The following is a 21,578-nucleotide window of genomic DNA, read 5'->3' on the forward strand; positions in this document are numbered from 1 at the left end:
CGCCGGAGCGGGAATGGGTTGCCAGGGTGAGAGAGTCTTGCCGAATAGACAGGCAGCCTCAGGTCCGCGGCCTAGCTGAAAAGCCCCTCTCCCCTGGCGGGAGAGGGGTTGGGGAGAGGGGGCAGTTCGTAGCGCGGTCGGGCGGACTGCCAGGCCATGCCCGCCAGCAGGGGGGGTGGATAGGCCGAGCAGCCGCGCAGCGGATGCCCCTCAAGCGGGGCATCCGCCCTACCCCATCTGCGCCATCAGCCAGGTCAGGCCGCCCACGAAGCTGCAAAAGATCAGGCTGTGCTTCAGCGTGAAACGGAACAGATCCGCCTCCTTTCCGATCAAGCCTACCGCGGCGCAGGCCACGGCGATGGACTGAGGCGAGATCATCTTGCCGGTGACGCCGCCGGTGGTGTTGGCCGCCACCAACAGCACGTCCGACACGCCCAGCTGGTGCGCGGTGGCCGCCTGCAGGGCGGAGAACAGGGCATTGGACGAGGTGTCGGATCCGGTCAGGAACACGCCCAGCCAGCCCAAAAACGGCGAGAAGAACGGGAAAGCCTGCCCGGTATTGGCCAGACACAGCGCCAGCGTGCTGGACATGCCGGAATAATTGGCGACGAAGGCGAAGGCCAGCACCATGCCGATGGACAGGATGGGCCGGCGCAGCTCCATCAGCGTCTCGCCAAACGCGCGCGCGCCGTCTGCCGGGCGAAACTTCAGCAAGGCCATGGACAGCAGCGCGGCCAAGAAGATGGCGCTGCCGACGGCGGACACGAAGTCCAGCTTGTACAAGGCCTCGTAAGGCGCGTCCTTGGCGACGATGGGCGCGGTCTTGAGCACCAGTTTGTCCAGCCCCGGCACATGCAGCTTCCACACCCACCCCTCCAGCGCCCCGCCCTTTCCAAACAAGGCCTTGAACGGCTTGACGCTCCACACCGTCACCAGCGCGGTCAGGATCAAAAACGGGCTCCAGGCGCGGGCGATCTGGGCCATGGAGAAACCGCTGGCCTGGCGCGCGGACGGCGCGCGGCGGCCATGGAAAGTGAAGATTTCACTGGGCTGCCAAACCTTCAGGAACAGTGTCAGGCAGATCAGGCTGACCAGGGCCGAGGTGATGTCCGGCAGCTCCGGTCCGATGTAGTTGGAGGTGAAAAACTGGGTGACCGCGAACGACACCCCGGCCACCAGAATGGCCGGCCAGGTCTGGCGCACGCCCTTGAGGCCATCCATCATCATGACCAGCCAGAACGGCACGATCACCGACAAGATGGGCAGCTGATGGCCGGCCTTGGCGCCGATCAGGAACGGGTCCAGCCCCGTCACCTGCCCGGCCACGATGATCGGTATCCCCATGGCGCCGAAGGCCACCGGCGCGGTATTGGCGATCAGGCACAACCCGGCCGCGTACAAGGGATTGAAACCCAGCCCCACCAGCAAGGCTGCGGTGATGGCCACTGGCGCGCCGAAACCGGCCGCGCCCTCCAGGAAGGCGCCGAAGGAGAAACCCACCAGCAGCATCTGCAGTCGCTGGTCCTCGGTCACCGACAGCACCGAAGCGCGGATGATGTCGAACTGGCCGGTCTTGACCGTGATCTTGTACAGGAACACGGCGGCGATGATGATCCAGGCGATGGGCCACAGGCCGTAGCCGAAACCGAAGGCCGCCGCCGCCAGCGCCATCTTGGCGGGCATGCCGTAGAACAGGATGGCCACCGCCAGCGCGATCAGCACCGTCAAGGTGCCGGCGACGTGGCCCTTCAGCCGCAGCACCGCCAGCGCGACGAAGAAAAAGACGATGGGCAACGCGGCCATCAAGGCCGACAGCGCGAGGCCGCCGGATGGAAAGTACTGCTGGGTCCAGATTTCATGCATGCTCAGCTTCTCCTCATTCGGGTTTCGCCGGCGCAGCCGCTCCCCTGCCGATCAACGGAATCGTTTCGGCATGGCGGGGCAGGCAGGCGTTTCTTAGGTTGACTTCAGCGTTGAAAAGGCGGCCTTCATGACGGGCCGTTTGGGGTGGTGCAAAAATCCAGCAGCGCCTCGATGCTGCGGTACGGAATGCCGCCGTGCTCGGTCAGGCCGATCTGGCAGGTGCGGCTCATCGATACGCCGTGGCGACAGCTATCCGGCAAAGCGGGTTTCAATCTCCTCAGGCTGTGGGCGTTCAGCTCCGGCACGGTGAAGCCCTTGTCGCCGGCGAAGCCGCAACAAGCGATGTCCGGCACGGTCAACTCCTCGCAGCAGCTGGCGGCCAGGCGCTTCAGACTGCCCGCCGCGCCCATGGCGGTGGCGCTGCAGGGGATGTGCAGGGCTAACTGCGGCAGGCGCTGCGCGATTTCCAGCCTGGGCAGGACCTTTTCCGCCAGGAAGCCGGCGGCGTCGAACAGTCGCAGCCTGCCGTCAAGCAAGCCCTCGGCCTGCGCCTGCTTGACCCGCGCCGCGCACGGGCTGTTGTCGAGGTAAACCGGATGGCGGCCCTGTCCGCTCGCTTGCAACAGGGCGTCATTCAACGAAGCCTGGCTGCTGGCCAGAGCGCCGGCCGCGTTGGCCGAGGCGAAAGGCTGGCCGCAGCACAGGCTGTCATGGCCGGGCGGATAGACCGGCGCGAAACCGGCGCGGCGCAACAGATTCAGCGTATGGACGGCGACAGATTCGCCGCCCTCGCCTTCCGCCAGCGTACGGTTGACGCAGCTGACGAACAGCACCACCGGTTCGCCCTCGCCGCCCGCTTGGGGCAGCGGCGCGGCGGCGCGCGGCAGAGACGCCGGAACCAATGGAATGACCTTGCGCTCGCCCGGCTGGCGGCGCGTCATCGCGTTCAAGCGCCGCGCGCCGGCCAGATGGGCCAGCCGCAGGCCAGTCCGCGCCGCCGCCGTCATCCATTTCATATGCCGCGCGGCGAAGCCGGCCAAGGCGGGACGCCGGCTCGGGCCCTGCAGCTTTTTCATCAGCAAGCCGGTGTTGATGCCCACCGGGCAGCGCGTGGCGCACATGCCGGTGGCGGCGCAGGTGTCGATGGCGCGGTAGCGGTAGCCGGCTTTCAAAGCCGCCAGCTCCGCCGCGCCGCCGCCGTCGCGCTCCAATTGGCGGATGCGCCGCCAACTGGCCACGCGCTGGCGCGGGCTCAGCGTCAAACCGTGCGAGGGACAGGCCGGCTCGCAAAAGCCGCATTCGGTGCAGCGGTCCACCAGCTCGTCCGCCGCCGGCATGGGCTTGAGGTTTTCCAAGTGCAGCCTGTCGTTGTCGGTGATGATCACGCCGGGATTAAGCAGGCCGTCTGGATCGAACAAGGCCTTGATGCGCCGCATGATGTGCCAGGCGGCGTCGCCCCACTCCTGGCGCACAAAGGGCGCCACATTGCGGCCGGTGCCGTGCTCGGCCTTCAGCGAGCCGTCGTATTCGCCGGCCACCAGATCGCTCACGTCCTGCATGAAGGCATCGTAGCGGCTGACTTCAGCCGGGCTTTCAAAGCCGGGCGCGAATACGAAATGCAGATTGCCGTCCAGCGCATGGCCGAACAACAGCGCCTCGCCATAGCCGTGCTTGTCGAACAGCGCGGTCAGCCTGGCCACGCCGTCGGCCAATTGCGCGATAGGGAAAGCCACATCCTCTATCACCACCGTGGTCCCCACCGCCCGCGCCGCCCCCACCGCCGGGAACAGGCCCTTGCGCAAGGCCCAGTAGGTTTCGCACTCGCGCGCGTCGCGGCTGAAGCCGCTGGAGACTTTGGGGAAGAAGCCGGCCAGAAGCTGCTCGATAGCCGCTGAATGCTCGCCCAGCCTGGCTTCGCTTTCTGCCCGCAGCTCGATCAGCAAGCAGGCGCTAGCCGGCCCCACCGGCTGATGCAGGAAATCCGGCAGCCCCGGCTTGCCCTGCACCGCGCGGATGCTGCGGCTGTCTATCAGTTCCACCGCCGACACGCCGCCGGCGTCGCGCGCCGCGCTCAGGGCCGACACCGCATGGCAACAGGCGTCCAGTTCGTCGAACAACACCAGCGCCGACGCCTTGTGCGGATGCTCGGCCACAGTATGGAAGGTAATCTCGGAAATGAAGCCCAGCGTGCCTTCGGAGCCGATCATCAAGTGGGCCAGCATGTCCACCGGATCGGCGAAATCCAGCAGCGCGTTGATGCCATAGCCGGTGGTGTTCTTCAGCCGGTACTTGCGGCGCACCCGCGCCGCAAGTTCGGGATCGCCGGACAGCTCGCGTGACAGCCTTGCCAAACCGTCGAGCAAGTCGGCGCGAGATTCACGGAACGCCGCCACGCTGGCCGCATCGGCGGTGTCCAGCACGGCGCCGTCCAACAGCAGCACCCGCAGCGCCTGCAGGGTGTGGTAACTGTTGTCGCGGGTGCCGCAGCACATGCCGCTGGAGTTGTTGGCGGCGATGCCGCCTATCTTGGCGGTATTGATCGATGCCGGATCGGGGCCGATCTTGCGGCCATACGGCGCCAGCATGGCGTTGGCGTGCGCGCCTATCATGCCGGGCGCCAGCCGGATGCGTTCGCCGCCGTCCAGCACCTCGCCGCGATTGAAACCATCGCCCAGCACCGCCAGCACCGAATCGCTGACCGCCTGGCCGGACAGGCTGCTGCCGGCGGCGCGGAAGGTAACTGCCACCTGATGTTGGCGCGCCAGCCGCAGCAGCCCGGCCACTTCGGCCTCGTTTTCCACTTTGGCGACAATCTGCGGCCGCAAGCGGTAGAAACTGGCGTCGGTGCCGTAGGCCAGGGTGGACAACGGGTCCGTGCAGATGCGCTTGTCCGGCATGACGCGGCGCAGGTCTTGCAGAAACGCTTGATGGGCCGGACTCATGCGGACTTCCCCTTGTTCGCTTCGCGTTCGCGCAGCAGCTCATGCAGCGTCTTGGGCGCCGGCGTCAGCGGCAGATGGTTCTGCGTCCAGCCCAGCTGGTTCTTGGGCGCGTGCTTGCGCAAGCGCGTGGCCGCCCAGCCGAATAGCCTATATAGGTTTGGCGAGGCATGGACCAGCCGCCAGCCCTTCCAGGCCAGGCTTTCCGCGCCGCCGGCCGCCGCGCCCTGGCCGCGCAGCGGGTGCGCCACCCGCTCGCTGGCCGGCCGCTGGCTTTCCTCGCGCAGCCGCATCAGCATTTCCGGAATCGGAATCCGCACCGGGCACACCTCGCCGCAAGCGCCGCACAGGCTGGACGCCGTCGGCAGGTCGCGGGTGTTTTCCAGCCCCATCAAATGCGGCGAAATGATCTCGCCTATCGGTCCCGGATACGTCGTGCCGTAGGCATGCCCGCCGATGCGGGTGTAGACCGGGCAATGGTTCATGCAGGCGCCACAGCGTATGCATTGCAGCGTCTTGCGCAGCTGCTCGTCGGCGTAAGCCTGGCTGCGGCCGTTGTCCAGCAGCACCAGATGCACCTCGCGCGGGCCGTCCTTTTCGCCCGGCTTGCGCGGGCTGCTGATCATATTGAAGTAGGTGGTGATGGGCTGGCCGATGGCGGAGCGGGTGAGCAGGCTGTACAGCGGGACCACGTCTTCCAGCTTTTCCACCACCTTCTCGATGCCGGTGATGGCGATGTGAACGTCCGGCACCGTGGTGCACATGCGGCCGTTGCCCTCGTTTTCCACCAGGCACAGCGTGCCGGTTTCGGCCACGGCGAAGTTGACGCCGGACAGGCCGACATCGGCTTCCAGAAACTTGCGGCGCAGCACGCGGCGGCCGATCTGGATCAGAGCGTCCACGTCCTCGGTATACGGCGTGTCCGGCAGTTGCTCATGGAACAGCTGGGCGATGTCCTGCTTGGTCTTGTGGATGGCCGGCATGATGATGTGGGTGGGTTTCTCGCCCGCCAGCTGGACGATGTACTCGCCCATATCGCTCTCCACCGCCTCCACGCCCTGCTCGGCCAGGTAATGGTTGAGCTCGACCTCCTCGCTGACCATGGACTTGCCCTTGACCATCAGCTTGCCCTGCCTGCCGGCGACGATGCCATGGATGATGCGATTGGCGTCCTCAGCCGTCTCCGCCCAATGCACTTTCACGCCGTTTGCCGTGAGCTTGTCTTCCAGTTTTTCCAGCAGTTCCGGCAGCCGGGACAAACAGCGCTGGCGTATGCCCTCGCCCAGCGTGCGCAGCGCGGACAGCTCCGCCTCGTCCGGAAACGCCACCAGCCGCTTGGCCATCAAAAAGTCCATGGAACCACGCAGGCTTTGCCGCAGCTTGCCATCCGTCAGCGCCAGCTTGGCGTTGTCCTTGAAGGCGCGCGACGGATAAACGGTGATCTTGCTCTCGCTCATCGCCCTGCTCCTTCCACGTCATGGATGGCGATGTGCGGCGGCAGCACGGCCAGCACCAGCAGCTCGCGCGGGCCGTGCGCGCCGTAAGCCAGCGTTTGCTGGATATCGGCGGTCTTAGAGGGGCCGGAGATCAGCAGCGCGTTGGTGGGCATGCCGGCGGACCAATTCTCGCCCTTCATCGCCGAGTAAAAATCCGAGTACAGCGTGGCGGCGTCGAACAAGGCGATGTGCAAGGGCGGAACCAGGCTCATCGTCCGCGGCTCGGCCTCATCCGGCCACAGCGCCAGCGTGCCGGTGGCGGCGATGCCGCAGCGGACAGACGTGAAACCGGCGGCGATGTCGAACAGCTCCGCCTTCCAGCCATCCACCTCGCGGTCGAAGCAGACGATGCGCGGCGCGTCCGCGGCGCCCTGCAGGCGCTGCGCCAGTCGCCGGCCATGCGCCGTGTCGGACAACAGCAGCGAATCTTGCGGATGCGCGGCCAGCCAATCGGCCAGCGCCGCGTCCCACTCCGCCTCGCGCGTCCACAGGATGTCGGTTTTCACCGCGCGCATCATCGCCGCCCAGTGGCGCAGGCGAGCGACTTCATCGTCCAGGCTGGCAAAGCGCTGGAAATGACCGGCCAGATCGGGCCGCGCGCGCTCTTGCCTCGGCGCGGCGCGCAATTTTTGCAAGATGGAGGCGCGCGCGCTCATCGCTTGCCTCCGGTGCGCTCCAGCAGAAAGCTGGCCAGGTGGCGGCCCTGGAAGCCGCTGCCGCACTGCCCCAGCTTGCCGTTGATATTGAGCAGGCAGCCGCCGTCCGCGGTGACGAACTCCACCGCGCCGCTATCCTGCAGCGATTGGGCCTTGTCGGCCACCATCGCGCCGGCGATGTCCGGATGCTTGATGGAGAAAGTGCCGCCGAAGCCGCAGCACTCGGATTCATGATCATGCACCACGCGTTCGACGTTTTGCAGCCTGTCGACTAGCGCCCAGCTGCTCTTGTGCACATTCATCTCGCGCCGCGCCGAGCAGGAGGTATGCACCGCCACTTTGACCGGCGCGCCCAGATCTTGCGGCCGCCAGTCCAGATGGTTGAGCAGGAAATCGGAAAACTCCACCACCCGCGCGGCGATGGCGCAAGCTTCCATTTCATCCGCCTCGCCGGCGAACAGCTTGGGCCAGTGATGCTGGATCATGCCGCCGCAGGAACCGGACGGCACCACGATGGGCCAGGCTTCCGGGAAACAGGCCAGCTGCGCGCGCGCCACGGCCAGCGCCTCCTTGGGGTGGCCGCTGGTATAGGCCGGCTGGCCGCAGCAGCTTTGGGCCTGAGGGAAATGCACCAGCACGCCCAAGCCTTCCAGCAGGGCGATGGCGTCTAGGCCAGCTTCCGGCAGGAACAGGTCGAGCAGACAGGTGCCGAACAGGTAAACGTCGGCAGGCGTCTTCATGGCTTCCTTTGTAAATTGGTAAGACCAATTATTCTTATAAAAACCACTTTAGAGTGAATGCTTGAATCCGTCAATATGACAAGCGCTGACGATGCATACCGTTGCGCGCCTGTCATCACCCGCTCACGCCGCAGCCCATGAAGCTCACGGAATCGCGCCGAGCTCGGCCTTGTGGTTTTTTGGCGAAAACGGGAAAGCGCATCCGGAAAGATAGCCGCGTCAATGCGGCCAAACCGGCCATGCAAGACGATGACCGCGACCGATGCGCGCATGCTTGATGCGCCGAGTGAAATCCATCATTTCGTTCGCGGCTTGAAAGGATTCGCATGAAACTCTGGCCACACATCCATATTTCCATAATAATGGAAATATGGATACTTTAACCGCCGCCGAACGCTTGGCCGCCCTGGGGCATGAGTCCAGGCTGGCCATCTACCGCCTGCTGGTCGAAGCCGGCCCGGATGGGCTGATCGCCAGCGCCATCGCCGAAGCGCTGGGCCTGCCCGCCGCCACGCTGTCCTTCCACCTGTCGCACCTGAGCCGCGTCGGCCTGGTCAAGGGCGAGCGCGAGAGCCGCTTCATCCGCTACTCCGCCGAATACGGCGCGATGGACGCGCTGATCGGCTTCCTGACTCGCAATTGTTGCCAGGGCGAACCCTGCCTGCCGCAAACCTCCTGCTGCGCGCCCCAACCCCATGACGGAGACTCCCGGCCATGAGCCAACTGAAAACCGTGCTGGTGCTGTGCACCGGCAATTCCTGCCGCTCGCAGATGGGCGAAGCCATCCTCAACCATGAGCTGGCGGGCTTGGCGCGCGCGCTCTCCGCCGGCACCGAGCCGCAGACCCAAGTCGCCAATGGCGCGATTGAGGCCTTGCGGCTGATCGGCTTGCCCACCGACGGTTTGCATCCCAAGGATGTGGAGGCCGTGATGAACGAGGACATCGATCTGGTGGTCAGCGTCTGCGACAAGGCCAGGGAAAGCTGCCCCGTCTTCCCCCGCCCGGTCAAACGCATCCATGTCGGCTTCCACGACCCTCACGGCGAGCTGCTGGACAGTTTCATCCACGTACGCGACGACATCCGCGCCCGGCTGGTGCCTGCAGTGCGCGAAGCCTTGGGAATTTAAGGAGAACGCATGAGCACGCAACAAAACACGGCGATCCAGTCCGTCGCGCGCGGTCCCGCCATGGGCCTGTTCGAACGCTATCTGACAGTGTGGGTGCTGTTGTGCATCGCGGCCGGCATCGCCGCGGGCCAATGGGCGCCCGGCCTATTCCACGCCATAGGCCGGCTGGAGATCGCCCGCGTCAATCTGCCGGTGGGTCTGCTGATCTGGGTGATGATCATCCCCATGCTGATGAAGGTGGACTTCGGCGCGCTGCATGAGGTGAAACAGCATGTCCGCGGCATCACCGTCACCCTGTTCGTCAACTGGCTGGTCAAGCCGTTCTCAATGGCGCTGCTTGGCTGGCTGTTCATCCGCCAGTTGTTCGCGCCCTGGCTGCCGGCCGAGCAGCTGGACAGCTATATCGCCGGCCTGATCCTGCTGGCCGCCGCGCCCTGCACCGCCATGGTCTTCGTCTGGAGCCGGCTGAGCGGCGGCGACCCGCTGTTCACGCTGTCCCAGGTCGCGCTGAACGACGCCATCATGCTGTTCGCCTTCGCGCCGCTGGTCGGCCTGCTGCTGGGCATCTCCGCCATCGCCGTGCCCTGGGATACGCTGCTGGCCTCGGTCATGCTCTACATCCTGATCCCGGTGATCCTGGCCCAAGCCTGGCGCAAGGCGCTGCTGAACCGGGGCCAGGCCGCCTTCGACGCCGCCATGGCCAGGATCGGCCCATGGTCGATGAGCGCGTTGCTGGCGACGCTGGTGCTGCTGTTCGCCTTCCAAGGCGAGGCCATCCTGCGCCAGCCGCTGGTGATCGCGCTATTGGCCGTGCCCATCCTGATCCAGGTGTTTTTCAACTCGGCGCTGGCTTACTGGCTGAACAAGAAGGCCGGCGAGAAACACAGCGTGGCTTGCCCATCGGCGCTGATAGGCGCGTCCAACTTCTTCGAGCTGGCCGTCGCCGCAGCCATCAGCCTGTTCGGTTTCCACTCTGGCGCCGCCCTTGCCACCGTAGTGGGCGTGCTGATTGAAGTGCCTGCCATGTTGCTGGTGGTCAAGGCGGTCAATGCGAGCAAGGCGTGGTACGAGCGCTGACAAGCGCGCCCGCGCCCCGGATGACGCATAGCCAGGGACAATCTCGCCAACGCTCTGCTATGCTTGCGCATCTGGTCTGACCAATACTCCGCCGATTTGCGACGCTTACTCCATGGCCTATCCCAAAGTCACTTTGCCCAAGCTGTCCGATGTGATCGTGCAGCAACTCGAAAAACGCATCCTCGACGGCGTGCTCAAGCCTGGCGACCGGCTCCCGCCTGAAAGACAATTGGCCGAGGAGTTCGGGGTGTCGCGGCCATCGCTGCGCGAGGCCATCCAGCAGCTGGCCTCGCGCGGCCTGCTGTCCAGCCGCCAGGGCGGCGGCACCTGGGTGACGGACAGGCTGGAAACCGCGTTTTCCGATCCGTGGGAAACCTTGCTGAACCAGCACGTGGAGCTGCACGACGACGTGCTCGAATTCCGCCGCGTGCTGGAGGGCACGGTGGCGCGCTGCGCCGCCAGCCGCGCCACGCCGGCCGATCTGGAGCGGCTGCAACGCTGCGTGGACCGGCTGCAGCAGGCCTATCGCGGCGGAGATCTGGCCGAGCAGGCGCAAGCCGATGTCGAATTCCATCAGGCCGTGGCCGAGGCCTCGCACAATGTGCTGTTCGCCCACTTGTCCGGCAGCCTACTGGCCATGCTGCAGCGCCACGTCAAAGACAATATCGCCAATCTGTTCGCCGTCGGCAAGGTGGCGGAGGCGCTGCGCGAACAGCATCTGGCGATCTGGCAGGCCATACGGGACCGCCAGCCGGACGCGGCGCGGCTGGCCGCGGAGAAACACATAGATTTTGTCGCCGATACCCTGCAAAACCAGCAGCTGCAAGCCGAGCGCGACGCCCGCGCCCGTCTGCGCCTGCAACAGGACAACGCCTGAAGCCGCGCCGACGACAATCGGCGCCGCCCGCCGCGCCAGAATGCCAAGGGCCGCCCCGTCTCGCGACGGCGCGGCCCTTGCCTCATCCTTTGGACGACGCCGGCGATCAGCCCTGGCGATCCATCAGCCAGTCCACATAGCGGCTTACGCCCTCGCTGACTGACAGCATGGGCTCCTGGTAACCGGCCTCGCGCAGTTTGGCGATGTCGGCTTGAGTGAAGCTCTGGTACTTGCCCTTCAGCGCGTCCGGGAAGGGAATGTATTCGACTATGCCCTGCTGCGCCATCTCGGCCAGCGTCAGCGCCGGCTTGCCCTCATGGCGTCGGCAGGCGTTGACCGTGGCCTCGGCCACATCGTTGAACGGCTGCGAGCGGCCGCTGCCCAGATTGAAGATGCCGCTCTTTTCCGGATGGTCCAGGAAATGCAGATTGACCTTGACCACGTCCTCCACCGAAACGAAGTCGCGGCTCTGCATGCCATCGCCCCAGCCGTCCCAGCCGCCGAACAACTTGACCTTGCCGTGCTCGCGGTATTGGTTGAAATGGTGGAAGGCGACGGAAGCCATGCGGCCCTTGTGCTGCTCGCGCGGACCGTAGACGTTGAAATAACGGAAGCCCACCGCCTGCGCGCTCAGGCCTTCCTTCATGCGGCGGCGCAACACCTGGTCGAACTGGAACTTGGAATAGCCATAGACATTCAACGGGCCCTCGTGCTGGCGCTCCTCCTTGAACACGGTGCCCTTGCCGTAAGTGGCGGCGCTGGACGCGTACAGGAACTGGATTTCCTCATGTTGGCAATAATCGAACAAGGCCAGCGTGTACTGGTAGTTATTGTCCATCATGTACTTGCCGTCGTGGTTCATCGTGTCCGAACACGCGCCCTGGTGCAGGATGGCGGTAAACTCGCCCTCGTACTCGCCATCCAGCAGCAGGTGCAGGAATTCATGCTTGTCGAGGTAATGCGCGATTTCGCAATCGACCAGATTATGGAACTTGTCGCCATGGCTCAGATTGTCCACGGCGAGGATGTCGGTGATGCCGCGCTGGTTCAAACCCTTGACCAGATTGGAGCCGATGAGGCCGGCGGCGCCGGTGACGACGATAGTCATGTTTAATCCTTGTTCGGCCGGGACCGCGGGGTCCGGGCAGTAATATTGATTCAGAAGCCCGCGCCGGGGCGAGCCAAATAAGACAACTCCGCCGCGGTGCTGGTTCTGCCCAGCGCCGCGTTGCGATGCGGGAAGCGGCCGAACTCGGCGATCACGTCCAGGTGGCGCCGGGCATAATCCAGATAGCCGCTGTCCGGCAATTCGGCCGCCAGCTCGGAAAACAGCTGGACCGACCACTGTTGGTCCGCCAGATCTTCGCTGTGCTCGAACGGCAGATAGGCGAATACGCGCGCCACCGGCGGCAAGCGGCGGTCCAGCCCGCTCTCCCGCGCCAGCCGCGCCCCTGCGCGCGCCCTGGCGTCACTGGCGAAAGCCCTAGCCTCGCCGCGGAACAGATTGCGCGGAAACTGGTCCGCGATGAGCAGCCAGGCCAGCGCGGCCTTGGCGTCTGTAACATCCATGTCCAGCTCGCCGCGCTCCAACTGCTGCCAGTCGTCCAAAAACTGGCGGCGGATGGCGTCGTCAAACGCCTCGTCCCTGGCGAACCATGCGCCGCGCGCCGTGTTCAGGCAGGCCTCGTCGCTGCCGCCAAACCAGAAGCGCAACACCGCGTCCACCCGCTCAGCCGTCAACTTCGCCATCTTCGCCTCCCTTGGCGCGCCGCGATGGCGCGAATGAATTACAAGGCCAGCAGCTCCTGCTGGCTGCATACGGCGGTGCCTAGCTTGCCCACCACCACGCCGGCGGCGGCATTGGCCAGGCTCATCGCCACCGGCATGCTCAGGCCGGCGGCCAGCGCCAGTCCCAGCGTGCCTATCACCGTGTCGCCTGCGCCGGACACGTCGTACACTTCGCGCGCCAGCGTAGGCTGGTGCAGCGCGCCCTCGGTCCGGAACAAGGTCATGCCCTCTTCGCTGCGCGTCACCAGCAAGGCGTCCAGCTTCAGCGCCTCGCGCAGGGCCTGCGCCTTGGCCGTCAGCGCGGCCTCGTCCTTCCAGCTGCCCGCCACCTGGCGGAATTCGCTGCGGTTCGGCGTCAGCAAGGTGGCGCCGGCGTATTTGCTGTAGTCGTCGCCCTTGGGGTCTATCAGCACCGGCTTGCCGGCCGCGCGCGCCAGGCGGATCATCTCCGCGACGTGGGTCAGCCCGCCCTTGCCGTAGTCGGACAGGATCACCACATCGTGCTTCGCGACAATATCAGAGAATTCCTGCAGCTTGTCCGCCAGGATTTCATGGCTGGGCGCGTCTTCGAAATCCAGCCGGATCAGTTGCTGCTGCCGCGCCACCACGCGCAGCTTCACCGTGGTGGAGATGTTGGCGTCGCGCTTGAACGAGGTGGCGATGCCGTCGCGCACCAGCAGCGCTTCCAGCGCGTCGGCCGCTTCGTCGTTCCCCACCACGGACAAGATGCTGGCCTTGCCGCCCAACCCGGCGATATTGCGCGCCACATTGGCCGCGCCGCCGGCGCGCTCCTCGCTGCGGGCGATCTTGGCCACCGGCACCGGCGCTTCCGGCGAAATCCGCGACACATCGCCAAACCAGTAACGATCCAGCATCACATCGCCCACCACCAGCACGCGGGCGCCCGCCAGCTTGCTCGCCAACTCGGCGGCGTTCAGCCCCAGGTCTTGCATTACACCCATGATTGCTCTTTCAACGGCCGATGGCGTGGTAGTCGAAACCTTGTTCGCGCAGCCAGGCCGGTTCATACATATTGCGGCCGTCGAAAATCAGCGGCTGCTTCAAACTCTTGCGGATCGCCTCGAAGTCCGGCGCGCGGAACATCTTCCACTCCGTGACGATCAGCAGCGCGTCGGCATTGTCCAGCGCACCCATCATGTCGTCGACGAAGCTGATGCCCTGCATGCCGGTCATGACGCGTTGCGCCTCATGCGAGGCCACCGGGTCGAAGGCGGCGAGAGTCGCGCCGCGCCGGGTCAACGCTTCCGCGATCACGCGGCTGGGCGCTTCGCGCATATCGTCGGTATTGGGCTTGAACGCCAGGCCCCACAAGGCGAAGCGGCGTCCGGACAAATCCTCGCCGAAATGGGACACCACCTTCTCGACCAGGCGCAGCTTCTGCACCTCGTTGGCCTCCTCCACCGCGGTCAGCACGCGCAACGCATGGCCGTTTTCCTTGGCGGTCTGCACCAGCGCCTTGACGTCCTTGGGGAAGCAGGAGCCGCCATAGCCCACGCCAGGGTACAGGAAGTGATAGCCGATGCGCGGGTCCGAGCCCATGCCCAGCCGTACCTGTTCGATGTCGGCGCCCATGGTCTCGGCCAGATTGGCCAGTTCGTTCATGAAGGAAATGCGCGTGGCCAGCATGGCGTTGGCCGCGTACTTGGTCAGCTCGGCCGAGCGCACGTCCATCAGCAGCACGCGCTCGTGGTTGCGCTGGAACGGCTTGTACAGGCGGCGCATGATCTCTGCCGCGCGCTCATCGTCCACGCCCACCACCACGCGGTCCGGCCGCATGAAGTCCTCGATCGCCGCGCCTTCCTTCAGGAATTCCGGGTTCGACACCACGCTGAACGCGATGTCTGCGCCGCGCGCCGCCAGCTCATCGGCGATGACCGCCCGCACGCGATCGGCCGTGCCCACCGGCACGGTGGACTTGTCCACCACCACGCGGTATTCCGTCATGTGGCGGGCGATATTGCGCGCCGCGGCCAGCACGTATTGCAGGTCGGCCGAGCCATCCTCGTCCGGCGGCGTGCCGACGGCGATGAACTGCACCTCGCCGAAGGCGACTGATTCCGCCACATCGGTGGTGAAATGCAGGCGGCCGGCGGCCACATTGCGCTTGACCATGTCCTCCAGGCCGGGCTCGAAAATGGGGATGCCGCCGCTCTGCAGGATTTCGATCTTGCGCGGATCCACATCCAGACAACACACGTGATAGCCGGTCTCGGCCAGACAGGTGCCCGTCACCAGGCCTACGTAACCGGAGCCAATGACTGTGATTTTCATAATTGCTTGATCCGGTAGCCCTGAATGTCCTGATTGATCGCGCGCAGCGTCGCCAAGGGATCGGCGGAGCCGGTGATGGAGCGGCCGATCACCAGGTAATCGGAGCCCGCCTCCAGCGCGGCCAGCGGCGTCATCACGCGGCGCTGGTCGTCATTGCCGCCCTCGGCCAGCCGGATGCCCGGCGTCACCAGCTTGAAATCGCGGCCCAGCGCCTGTTTCAGCATGGCGGCCTCCTGCGCCGAGCACACCACGCCGTCCAGGCCGCAGTCTCGCGTCAAGGTCGCCAGGCGCAGCACATGCTGCTCGGGCGAGGCGGCAATGCCGATCTCGGCCAGATCGGACGCTTCCATGCTGGTCAGCACCGTCACCGCGATCAGCAAAGGCCGCTGGCTGTAGCCGGCCAGCGCCTCGCGCGCGGCCTCCATCATGCGGCGGCCGCCGGAAGCGTGCACATTGACCATCCAGACGCCGGCCTCCGCCGCGGCCTTGCAGGCGTGGGCGACCGTGTTCGGGATATCGTGGAACTTCATGTCCAGGAAGACTTGGAAACCACGCGCCGCCAGCGCCTCGACCAGATGGCGGCCGCTGGAGGTGAACAATTCCTTGCCCACTTTCAGGCGGCACTCGGCCGGATCCAGCTGGCTGGCGAACTTCAGCGCGGCGTCGGCGTTGTCGAAATCCAACGCCACGACAACCGGCGAGGTCTCGCGCGCGTCCGCGTTTGCAATCAAAGGATTCATCAATGCTCCATATTCTGTTTCTGGCGCGCGCCGGTCTGCGCCGGCGACGCGATGCGTCAATCGTTATCAGGCTTCCGAGCGGTTGGCGGTAAAGCTTTCCCACTCGCCGCAAGCCGGGCAATGCCAGAAGAAAGCGCGGGAACGGAAGTTGCAGCACTTGCAGCGATGCACGCTCAGGCGTTGCGAGTGCTTGAGTATCAGCGCGCGCGCCACCTCCGCGTCCATGCGGCCCTCAGGCGACAGCTCGTCCATCTGCGCCTCTATCATCCGATACACGCCGGCCAGGCTGGGCCGCGCGTACACTGCCTCGCGCACGCCTTCCAGCGCCTTGGCCTCGCCCTCATAGGTGGCGATTTTCTGGTACAAGAGATCGGTCAATTCCAGTTGCGGGAAAGTGCGCTGGTAGCCGCGCAGCAGCGCGATGCCCTCCAGCGGCCTGCCCTGCTTTTCATAAGCGTCGAACAGGCGCTCGGCGGCCATGGCCAGGTATTCGTAATTCTGCTTTTCTATGCCCTGCCAGGCCGCGATGGCGGCGTCGGCATTGCCTTCGGCGAATTCGATGTCGCCCAGGATCAGGCTGGCGCGCACGCACTTTCGATTGGCGGCGATGGCTTCCGCCACATACTGCCTGGCCTGCGCGTAACTAGACTTGTACAACTCGCCCTGGGCCAGTTCGCAATAAAACTGCGCCACCTCATGCTGGAAGGAGTGGGCGTCGCTGCGCAGCTCGCGCGCCGTCTCAATCGCCTTCTGCCAGTCGCGGTCCTGCTGGTAGATGTCCAGCAGCTGCCGACGCGCCGCCAGCCCCATATTGCCGTCCAGCAGCTTCAGCAGGATTTCCTCCGCGCGATCCACCAGGCCCGCCTTGCGGAAGTCCTGCGCCAGCTCATTGCGCACCTGGTCGCGCTGCTCGCCCGGCAGATCCGACGAGTCCAGCATTTGCTGATGCAGCCGGATGGCGCGGTCGTTCTCGCCGCGCTTGCGGTAGAGTTTGCCCAGGATATGCTGCAGTTCCAGCGCCGCCCCCTGTTGGCGCGCCACTTCAGCCAAGGCTTGCGCCGCGACATCGGTCTTGTCTTCAACCAGCGCGTCCAGGCCGCGGAAATAGGAAGTCGGCACCGATTTCGCCTGTTTCAGCACTGTGCGCATGTCGACGCGCGCGGCAAACCAGCCGAGTCCGAAAAAGGCCGGAAACAGCAGCAGCCACCACAAATCAAGTTCCAACAGCAATCCTTTCGGGATAAATAGCCCGGCCCGCGGACGCGGCCCGGCAGGAAAATTCAATCAGCCAGCGCGTCGCTGGGATCGCTGACGACCTTGTGGGCAGGCGGACGATTGCGCAGCTCTTTCTTGAGTTGCGACAATTCGCGGCGGGTTTTCAGATAGAAGCTGAAGGTGGCCAGCAGACCTACGATCGCTCCGGCCACAAAGAACAGCAGCAGGAATACGATGAGCGGCGCCGACCAGGATTGGCCGAAGAACAGTTTGAATTCGACAGCATGGCTGTTTTGCACGGTAATGGCGACCAGCAGCAGCAGCAGCGCCAGTTCGACGATACGCAACAAATATCGCATGGTTTCGCTCGATGAGTTTGCCGGAGTGCAATTTTAAACGATAGCCGGCCACAACCCAAGCCCGACGGACAAAACGAAAAAAGCGCCGCAATAAGCGGCGCTTTTCGACACAAAACCGGAAAACTGCTATCAGGCCTGAACCTGTTCCATCAGGGAAAGGTCCACGCGTTCGCGCAATTCCTTGCCGGCCTTGAAATGAGGCACGTATTTCTCAGGAACCGAGACGCTGGTGCCCGACTTCGGGTTGCGGCCGACGCGCGGCGGACGGTAGTTCAGATCGAAGCTACCGAAACCGCGAATCTCGATGCGGCTACCCTGAGCCAGGTTGTTGGCCATCGCGTCCAGAATGGTCTTGACGGCCAACTCAGCATCTTTGTAGACCAACTGAGAATTGCGCTCGGCGAGTCTCTCGGACAGCCTAGCAATCAGCTCAGATTTGGTCATGACGCTATTACTCGTTGGAGCCGGACAGTTTAGCCTTCAGCAGGGCACCCAGGTTGGTGGTGCCGGCGGAAGCGCTGTCAACGGACAGGTTCTTCATCGCAGCGTTGTCTTCCTGAGCGTCCTTAGCCTTGATGGACAGGCTGATGTTGCGGGACTTGCGATCCACGGCAACGATCACAGCCTCAACGGCATCGCCATCCTTCAGGATGGAGCGAGCGTCTTCCACGCGGTCGCGGGACAGTTCGGAAGCGCGCAGGTAGCCTTCAACGTCGGTATCCAGAGCGATAACGGCGCCCTTGGCGTCAACGGACTTCACGGTGCCCTTAACCAGAGCGCCCTTGTCGTTCATAGCAACGAAGTTGTTGAACGGATCGCCTTCCATCTGCTTGATGCCCAGGGAGATGCGTTCTTTTTCCACGTCGATGGACAGAACAACGGCTTCAACCTCGTCGCCCTTCTTGAACTTGCGCACGGCTTCTTCGCCAGCTTCGTTCCAGGACAGGTCGGACAGGTGAACCAGGCCGTCGATGCCGCCCGGCAGGCCAACGAACACGCCGAAGTCGGTGATGGACTTGATCGCACCCTTCAGCTTGTCGCCCTTGTGGAAGTTGTCGGCGAACTCGTTCCACGGGTTGGCCAGGCACTGCTTCATGCCCAGGGAGATACGACGACGGTCTTCGTCGATTTCCAGGATCATGACTTCCACTTCGTCGCCAACTTGAACCACCTTGGACGGGTGTACGTTCTTGTTGGTCCAGTCCATTTCGGACACGTGCACCAGGCCTTCGATGCCTTGTTCGATTTCCACGAACGCGCCGTAGTCGGTCAGGTTGGTCACCTTGCCGAACAGACGGGTGCCGGACGGGTAGCGGCGGGACAGGCCCACCCACGGATCTTCGCCCAGCTGCTTCAGACCCAGGGATACGCGGTTCTTCTCTTGGTCGAACTTCAGTACCTTGGCTTCCACTTCGTCGCCCACGGCCAGAACTTCGGACGGGTGCTTCACGCGGCGCCATGCCAGGTCGGTGATGTGCAGCAGGCCATCGATGCCGCCCAGGTCAACGAACGCACCGTAGTCGGTGATGTTCTTGACGATACCCTTGATGACGGCGCCCTCTTTCAGGGTTTCCAGCAGAGCCTTGCGCTCTTCGCCCAAGGTTTCTTCCAGCACGGAGCGGCGGGAAACCACGACGTTGTTGCGCTTGCGATCCAGCTTGATAACCTTGAACTCGATCTGCTTGTTTTCGTACGGGGTGGTGTCTTTCACCGGACGCACGTCGACCAGGGAACCCGGCAGGAAGGCGCGGATGCCGTTGACCATGACGGTCAGGCCGCCCTTCACCTTGCCGCTGATCAGACCGGACAGGATGGTGCCGGCTTCCAGCGCTTCTTCCAGCTCAACCCAGGCGGCCATGCGCTTGGCTTTTTCGCGGGACAGCTTGGTCTCGCCGAAGCCGTTTTCCAGCGCGTCGATAGCGACGGTCACGAAGTCGCCGATGGCAACTTCGACCACGCCTTGGTCGTTCTTGAATTCTTCGGCCGGAATCAGGGACTCGGACTTCAGGCCGGCGTTCACGGTAACAAAGTTGGAATCAACAGCCACAACTTCGGCAGTGATCACTTCGCCCACACGCATGTCGTGCAGGGTCAAGCTTTCTTCAAACAGCTGGGCGAAGTTTTCCATGGAGAGGGTAGTCATCAAGCGTACTCTCGGTTGCACGCCTCACGGCGTGCGGGGTTAGGGTTGAACACACGGCCGTTTTGCATTGCAGCAAAACGGCCGCTTAAAAAAATCAATGGCCGGAAACCTGTCTTTCCTCAAACCACACGAGTACCTTGTCGACCGCCTGGTCTATGGTCAGCTCCGTGGTATCGAGCAATAAGGCGTCCGGCTCCTGGCGCAGCGGCGCTACCGGCCGGGCGGCATCGCGCGCGTCCCGATCGATAATGTCCTGCATAATTCGGGGAAGATTAGCAGATTCCCCCTTGCCGATCAACTGCTTATGACGGCGACTGGCGCGTTCGTCCGCGCTGGCCGTCAAAAAAATCTTCAAAGTCGCATCCGGAAACACCACCGACCCCATGTCGCGGCCATCGGTCACCAGACCCGGCGCCAGCCAGAAATCCCGCTGGCGCTGCAACAGCGCCTCGCGCACCTCCGGCAGCGCGCCCACCTTGGACGCGCCTATGCCGATTTCCTCCGCGCGGATGTCCGCGCTGACATCGTTGCCTTCCAGCCACACCGCGCCATCGGAAAACTCCACCGGCAGGTTCGCGGCCGCTTCGGCCAGCTCCGCTTCGTCATCCCAGGCTATGCCATGGCGGCGCGCGAACAGCGCCAACAGACGATACAACGAGCCCGAATCCAGATAGTGGAAACCCAGGCGGTCGGCCACCAGGGCCGCCACCGTGCCCTTGCCGGAGGCCGAAGGGCCGTCGATGGTTATCACCGGAACTGTCATGACGTTTTCAATCCTGTCTGCGAATCTTCAAGCCGCCGTCCCTTGCTGCCGGGACGGCCAAACCGCGCATTGTAACGCATGCCGCCCCGCCATGCGAAAACCGTAGACGATTGCGCGCGATCGGTCAGCCCGGTTACAGTGTCCCCTCACTCCGTCCACTGCGCACAACTTCAGAAAACCCATGGAACAATTGCACCTGCTTCCCTGCACGCGCCTATCCGGCTCGATCAAGCTTCCCGGCTCCAAGAGCATTTCCAACCGCACCCTGCTGCTGGCCGCGCTGTCCGGCGGCAGCACTCTGGTGCGCGACCTGCTGGATTCGGACGACATCCGCCACATGCTGGCGGCGCTGAAACTGTTGGGGGTGAAGATAGAACAGCAAGGCGACAGTCGCGATTTCCGCGTGCACGGCTGCGGCGGCGCATTCCCGGTCAAGAACGCCGATTTGTTCCTCGGCAACGCCGGCACCGCCTTCCGTCCGCTGACCGCCGCCCTGGCGCTGATGGACGGCCATTATCAATTGTCCGGCGTGCCGCGCATGCACGAACGCCCTATCGGCGACCTGGCCGACGCGCTGAACGCCGCCGGCGCTCACATCGAGTACCTTGGCCAGCCCGGCTTCCCGCCGCTGGCCATCAAGCCGGCGCAAGTCCGCTGCGCCGAACCCATCCGCGTCAAGGGCGACGTATCCAGCCAGTTCCTGACCGCCCTCCTGATGGCGCTGCCGCTGACCGGCGAGCAAGCCGAGATAGAAGTGGCCGGCGAACTGATCTCCAAGCCTTATATCGAAATCACGCTGAACCTGATGGCGCGCTTCGGCGTGCGCGTGCAGCGCGAAGGCTGGCAACGCTTCATCATTCCGGGCGGCCAGCACTACATTTCTCCGGGCGAGGTCTTCGTCGAAGGCGACGCCTCCAGCGCTTCCTACTTCCTGGCGGCCGGCGCGCTGGCCGGCGGCCCGGTGCGCGTGGAAGGCGTGGGCCAGGCCAGCATCCAGGGCGACGTGCGCTTCGCCGAGGCGCTGGAGTTGATGGGCGCGACGGTGAGCCGCGGCGACAACTGGATAGAAGCCCGCATGGAAGGCAAGCTCAAGGCCATAGACCTGGACTGCAACCACATCCCGGACGCGGCGATGACGCTGGCCGTGGCCGCGTTGGCCGCGGAAGGCACCACCACGCTGCGCAATATCGCCAGCTGGCGGGTGAAGGAAACCGACCGCCTGTCGGCGATGGCTGCCGAGCTGCGCAAAGTCGGCGCCCTGGTGGAGGAAGGCCCGGACTATATCCGCGTCACCCCGCCGGCCGCGCTGACGCCGGACGCCGAGATCGACACCTACGACGACCACCGCATGGCGATGTGCTTCTCGCTGGTTTCGCTGTTGGGCGCGCCGGTCATCATCAACGATCCAAAATGCGTAGCCAAGACCTTCCCGGATTACTTCCAGGCATTGGCCGCGCTGCAAGCGCAGTAAACACCATATATTGATGAATTAATCGATAGAC

The 21,578-nt window shown here is 64.5% G+C and carries 20 protein-coding genes; 5 read left to right on the forward strand and 15 right to left on the reverse strand.

Translation table 11 applies throughout. The annotated features are described in order from the left end of the window. Positions 1-228 precede the first annotated feature (228 nt). The 5 genes from C2I19_RS12785 to C2I19_RS12805 all read right to left on the reverse strand — a co-directional run bounded on the left by C2I19_RS12785 (position 229) and on the right by C2I19_RS12805 (position 7,694). Entirely contained in the window at positions 229-1,863 is a 1,635-nt protein-coding gene (locus C2I19_RS12785; RefSeq protein WP_103903084.1) for a lactate permease LctP family transporter, read from the reverse strand. Between the two features lie 125 nt (positions 1,864-1,988). After that, positions 1,989-4,805, reverse strand: a complete 2,817-nt coding sequence (locus C2I19_RS12790) for an FAD-binding and (Fe-S)-binding domain-containing protein (protein ID WP_103903085.1) — start codon at positions 4,803-4,805, stop codon at positions 1,989-1,991. Then, complete coding sequence (locus C2I19_RS12795; RefSeq protein WP_103903086.1) at positions 4,802-6,259, reverse strand: LutB/LldF family L-lactate oxidation iron-sulfur protein; 1,458 nt, start codon at positions 6,257-6,259, stop codon at positions 4,802-4,804. Before C2I19_RS12795 ends, C2I19_RS12790 begins: the two co-directional genes overlap by 4 nt. After that, complete coding sequence (locus C2I19_RS12800) at positions 6,256-6,954, reverse strand: LutC/YkgG family protein (RefSeq protein ID WP_103903087.1); 699 nt, start codon at positions 6,952-6,954, stop codon at positions 6,256-6,258. The genes C2I19_RS12795 and C2I19_RS12800 overlap by 4 nt, the downstream gene beginning before the upstream one ends. Next, positions 6,951-7,694: a (Fe-S)-binding protein gene (locus tag C2I19_RS12805; RefSeq protein ID WP_103903088.1), complete on the reverse strand. Its 744-nt coding sequence runs from the start codon at positions 7,692-7,694 to the stop codon at positions 6,951-6,953. Before C2I19_RS12805 ends, C2I19_RS12800 begins: the two co-directional genes overlap by 4 nt. Before the next feature lie 370 nt (positions 7,695-8,064). Here C2I19_RS12805 and C2I19_RS12810 point away from each other — a divergent pair, with 370 nt between their 5' ends. The 4 genes from C2I19_RS12810 to C2I19_RS12825 all read left to right on the forward strand — a co-directional run bounded on the left by C2I19_RS12810 (position 8,065) and on the right by C2I19_RS12825 (position 10,776). Next, positions 8,065-8,412 (forward strand): ArsR/SmtB family transcription factor, encoded by a 348-nt coding sequence (locus C2I19_RS12810; RefSeq protein ID WP_103903089.1) that lies wholly within the window; start codon positions 8,065-8,067, stop codon positions 8,410-8,412. Beyond that, entirely contained in the window at positions 8,409-8,822 is a 414-nt protein-coding gene (locus tag C2I19_RS12815; RefSeq protein WP_103903090.1) for an arsenate reductase ArsC, read from the forward strand. Before C2I19_RS12810 ends, C2I19_RS12815 begins: the two co-directional genes overlap by 4 nt. 9 nt (positions 8,823-8,831) lie before the next feature. Then, entirely contained in the window at positions 8,832-9,899 is a 1,068-nt protein-coding gene (gene arsB / locus C2I19_RS12820) for an ACR3 family arsenite efflux transporter (protein ID WP_103903091.1), read from the forward strand. Between the two features lie 112 nt (positions 9,900-10,011). Continuing rightward, a complete protein-coding gene (locus C2I19_RS12825) occupies positions 10,012-10,776 on the forward strand; it encodes an FCD domain-containing protein (protein WP_103903092.1) in 765 nt (254 codons plus the stop codon). Positions 10,777-10,882: 106 nt separating this feature from the next. On the opposite strand, the gene rfaD is transcribed toward C2I19_RS12825, so the two are convergent. The 10 genes from rfaD to cmk all read right to left on the reverse strand — a co-directional run bounded on the left by rfaD (position 10,883) and on the right by cmk (position 20,076). Further along, positions 10,883-11,884: an ADP-glyceromanno-heptose 6-epimerase gene (gene rfaD / locus C2I19_RS12830; protein ID WP_103903093.1), complete on the reverse strand. Its 1,002-nt coding sequence runs from the start codon at positions 11,882-11,884 to the stop codon at positions 10,883-10,885. Positions 11,885-11,934: 50 nt separating this feature from the next. Further along, positions 11,935-12,525, reverse strand: a complete 591-nt coding sequence (locus C2I19_RS12835) for a DUF924 family protein (RefSeq protein WP_103903094.1) — start codon at positions 12,523-12,525, stop codon at positions 11,935-11,937. Between the two features lie 38 nt (positions 12,526-12,563). Continuing rightward, complete coding sequence (gene rfaE1, locus C2I19_RS12840; protein ID WP_103903095.1) at positions 12,564-13,526, reverse strand: D-glycero-beta-D-manno-heptose-7-phosphate kinase; 963 nt, start codon at positions 13,524-13,526, stop codon at positions 12,564-12,566. Positions 13,527-13,536: 10 nt separating this feature from the next. Beyond that, positions 13,537-14,856 (reverse strand): UDP-glucose dehydrogenase family protein, encoded by a 1,320-nt coding sequence (locus C2I19_RS12845; RefSeq protein WP_103903096.1) that lies wholly within the window; start codon positions 14,854-14,856, stop codon positions 13,537-13,539. After that, positions 14,853-15,596: an orotidine-5'-phosphate decarboxylase gene (gene pyrF, locus C2I19_RS12850; RefSeq protein WP_103903097.1), complete on the reverse strand. Its 744-nt coding sequence runs from the start codon at positions 15,594-15,596 to the stop codon at positions 14,853-14,855. Before pyrF ends, C2I19_RS12845 begins: the two co-directional genes overlap by 4 nt. Before the next feature lie 66 nt (positions 15,597-15,662). Then, positions 15,663-16,820, reverse strand: a complete 1,158-nt coding sequence (gene lapB, locus C2I19_RS12855; protein ID WP_199181166.1) for a lipopolysaccharide assembly protein LapB — start codon at positions 16,818-16,820, stop codon at positions 15,663-15,665. A 56-nt stretch (positions 16,821-16,876) separates the two neighbouring features. Then, a complete protein-coding gene (locus tag C2I19_RS12860; RefSeq protein ID WP_103903099.1) occupies positions 16,877-17,170 on the reverse strand; it encodes a LapA family protein in 294 nt (97 codons plus the stop codon). 129 nt (positions 17,171-17,299) lie between these two features. Beyond that, on the reverse strand, positions 17,300-17,614 hold the full coding sequence (locus C2I19_RS12865) for an integration host factor subunit beta (protein WP_103903100.1): 315 nt from the start codon (positions 17,612-17,614) through the stop codon (positions 17,300-17,302). Between the two features lie 7 nt (positions 17,615-17,621). Then, entirely contained in the window at positions 17,622-19,313 is a 1,692-nt protein-coding gene (rpsA, locus tag C2I19_RS12870; RefSeq protein ID WP_103903101.1) for a 30S ribosomal protein S1, read from the reverse strand. A gap of 94 nt (positions 19,314-19,407) precedes the next feature. Continuing rightward, positions 19,408-20,076 (reverse strand): (d)CMP kinase, encoded by a 669-nt coding sequence (cmk, locus tag C2I19_RS12875; protein WP_103903102.1) that lies wholly within the window; start codon positions 20,074-20,076, stop codon positions 19,408-19,410. Between the two features lie 181 nt (positions 20,077-20,257). Here cmk and aroA point away from each other — a divergent pair, with 181 nt between their 5' ends. Continuing rightward, positions 20,258-21,547 (forward strand): 3-phosphoshikimate 1-carboxyvinyltransferase, encoded by a 1,290-nt coding sequence (gene aroA, locus C2I19_RS12880; protein ID WP_103903103.1) that lies wholly within the window; start codon positions 20,258-20,260, stop codon positions 21,545-21,547. Positions 21,548-21,578: the final 31 nt, after the last annotated feature.

The sequence above is a fragment of the Chromobacterium alticapitis genome (assembly GCF_002924365.1).
GTDB lineage: Bacteria > Pseudomonadota > Gammaproteobacteria > Burkholderiales > Chromobacteriaceae > Chromobacterium > Chromobacterium alticapitis.

Excerpts from the sequence above, each read along its gene's own strand:
- C2I19_RS12785 (WP_103903084.1), bottom strand. The coding sequence starts at position 1,863 with ATGCATGAAATCTGGACCCAGCAGTACTTTCCATCCGGCGGCCTCGCG.
- C2I19_RS12860 (WP_103903099.1), bottom strand. The coding sequence starts at position 17,170 with ATGCGATATTTGTTGCGTATCGTCGAACTGGCGCTGCTGCTGCTGCTG.
- C2I19_RS12845 (WP_103903096.1), bottom strand. The coding sequence starts at position 14,856 with ATGAAAATCACAGTCATTGGCTCCGGTTACGTAGGCCTGGTGACGGGC.
- C2I19_RS12825 (WP_103903092.1), top strand. The coding sequence starts at position 10,012 with ATGGCCTATCCCAAAGTCACTTTGCCCAAGCTGTCCGATGTGATCGTG.
- C2I19_RS12815 (WP_103903090.1), top strand. The coding sequence starts at position 8,409 with ATGAGCCAACTGAAAACCGTGCTGGTGCTGTGCACCGGCAATTCCTGC.
- cmk (WP_103903102.1), bottom strand. The coding sequence starts at position 20,076 with ATGACAGTTCCGGTGATAACCATCGACGGCCCTTCGGCCTCCGGCAAG.
- aroA (WP_103903103.1), top strand. The coding sequence starts at position 20,258 with ATGGAACAATTGCACCTGCTTCCCTGCACGCGCCTATCCGGCTCGATC.
- rfaE1 (WP_103903095.1), bottom strand. The coding sequence starts at position 13,526 with ATGGGTGTAATGCAAGACCTGGGGCTGAACGCCGCCGAGTTGGCGAGC.
- C2I19_RS12805 (WP_103903088.1), bottom strand. The coding sequence starts at position 7,694 with ATGAAGACGCCTGCCGACGTTTACCTGTTCGGCACCTGTCTGCTCGAC.
- C2I19_RS12835 (WP_103903094.1), bottom strand. The coding sequence starts at position 12,525 with ATGGCGAAGTTGACGGCTGAGCGGGTGGACGCGGTGTTGCGCTTCTGG.
- C2I19_RS12865 (WP_103903100.1), bottom strand. The coding sequence starts at position 17,614 with ATGACCAAATCTGAGCTGATTGCTAGGCTGTCCGAGAGACTCGCCGAG.
- C2I19_RS12795 (WP_103903086.1), bottom strand. The coding sequence starts at position 6,259 with ATGAGCGAGAGCAAGATCACCGTTTATCCGTCGCGCGCCTTCAAGGAC.
- C2I19_RS12790 (WP_103903085.1), bottom strand. The coding sequence starts at position 4,805 with ATGAGTCCGGCCCATCAAGCGTTTCTGCAAGACCTGCGCCGCGTCATG.
- arsB (WP_103903091.1), top strand. The coding sequence starts at position 8,832 with ATGAGCACGCAACAAAACACGGCGATCCAGTCCGTCGCGCGCGGTCCC.
- rpsA (WP_103903101.1), bottom strand. The coding sequence starts at position 19,313 with ATGACTACCCTCTCCATGGAAAACTTCGCCCAGCTGTTTGAAGAAAGC.
- C2I19_RS12800 (WP_103903087.1), bottom strand. The coding sequence starts at position 6,954 with ATGAGCGCGCGCGCCTCCATCTTGCAAAAATTGCGCGCCGCGCCGAGG.
- rfaD (WP_103903093.1), bottom strand. The coding sequence starts at position 11,884 with ATGACTATCGTCGTCACCGGCGCCGCCGGCCTCATCGGCTCCAATCTG.
- pyrF (WP_103903097.1), bottom strand. The coding sequence starts at position 15,596 with ATGAATCCTTTGATTGCAAACGCGGACGCGCGCGAGACCTCGCCGGTT.
- C2I19_RS12810 (WP_103903089.1), top strand. The coding sequence starts at position 8,065 with ATGGATACTTTAACCGCCGCCGAACGCTTGGCCGCCCTGGGGCATGAG.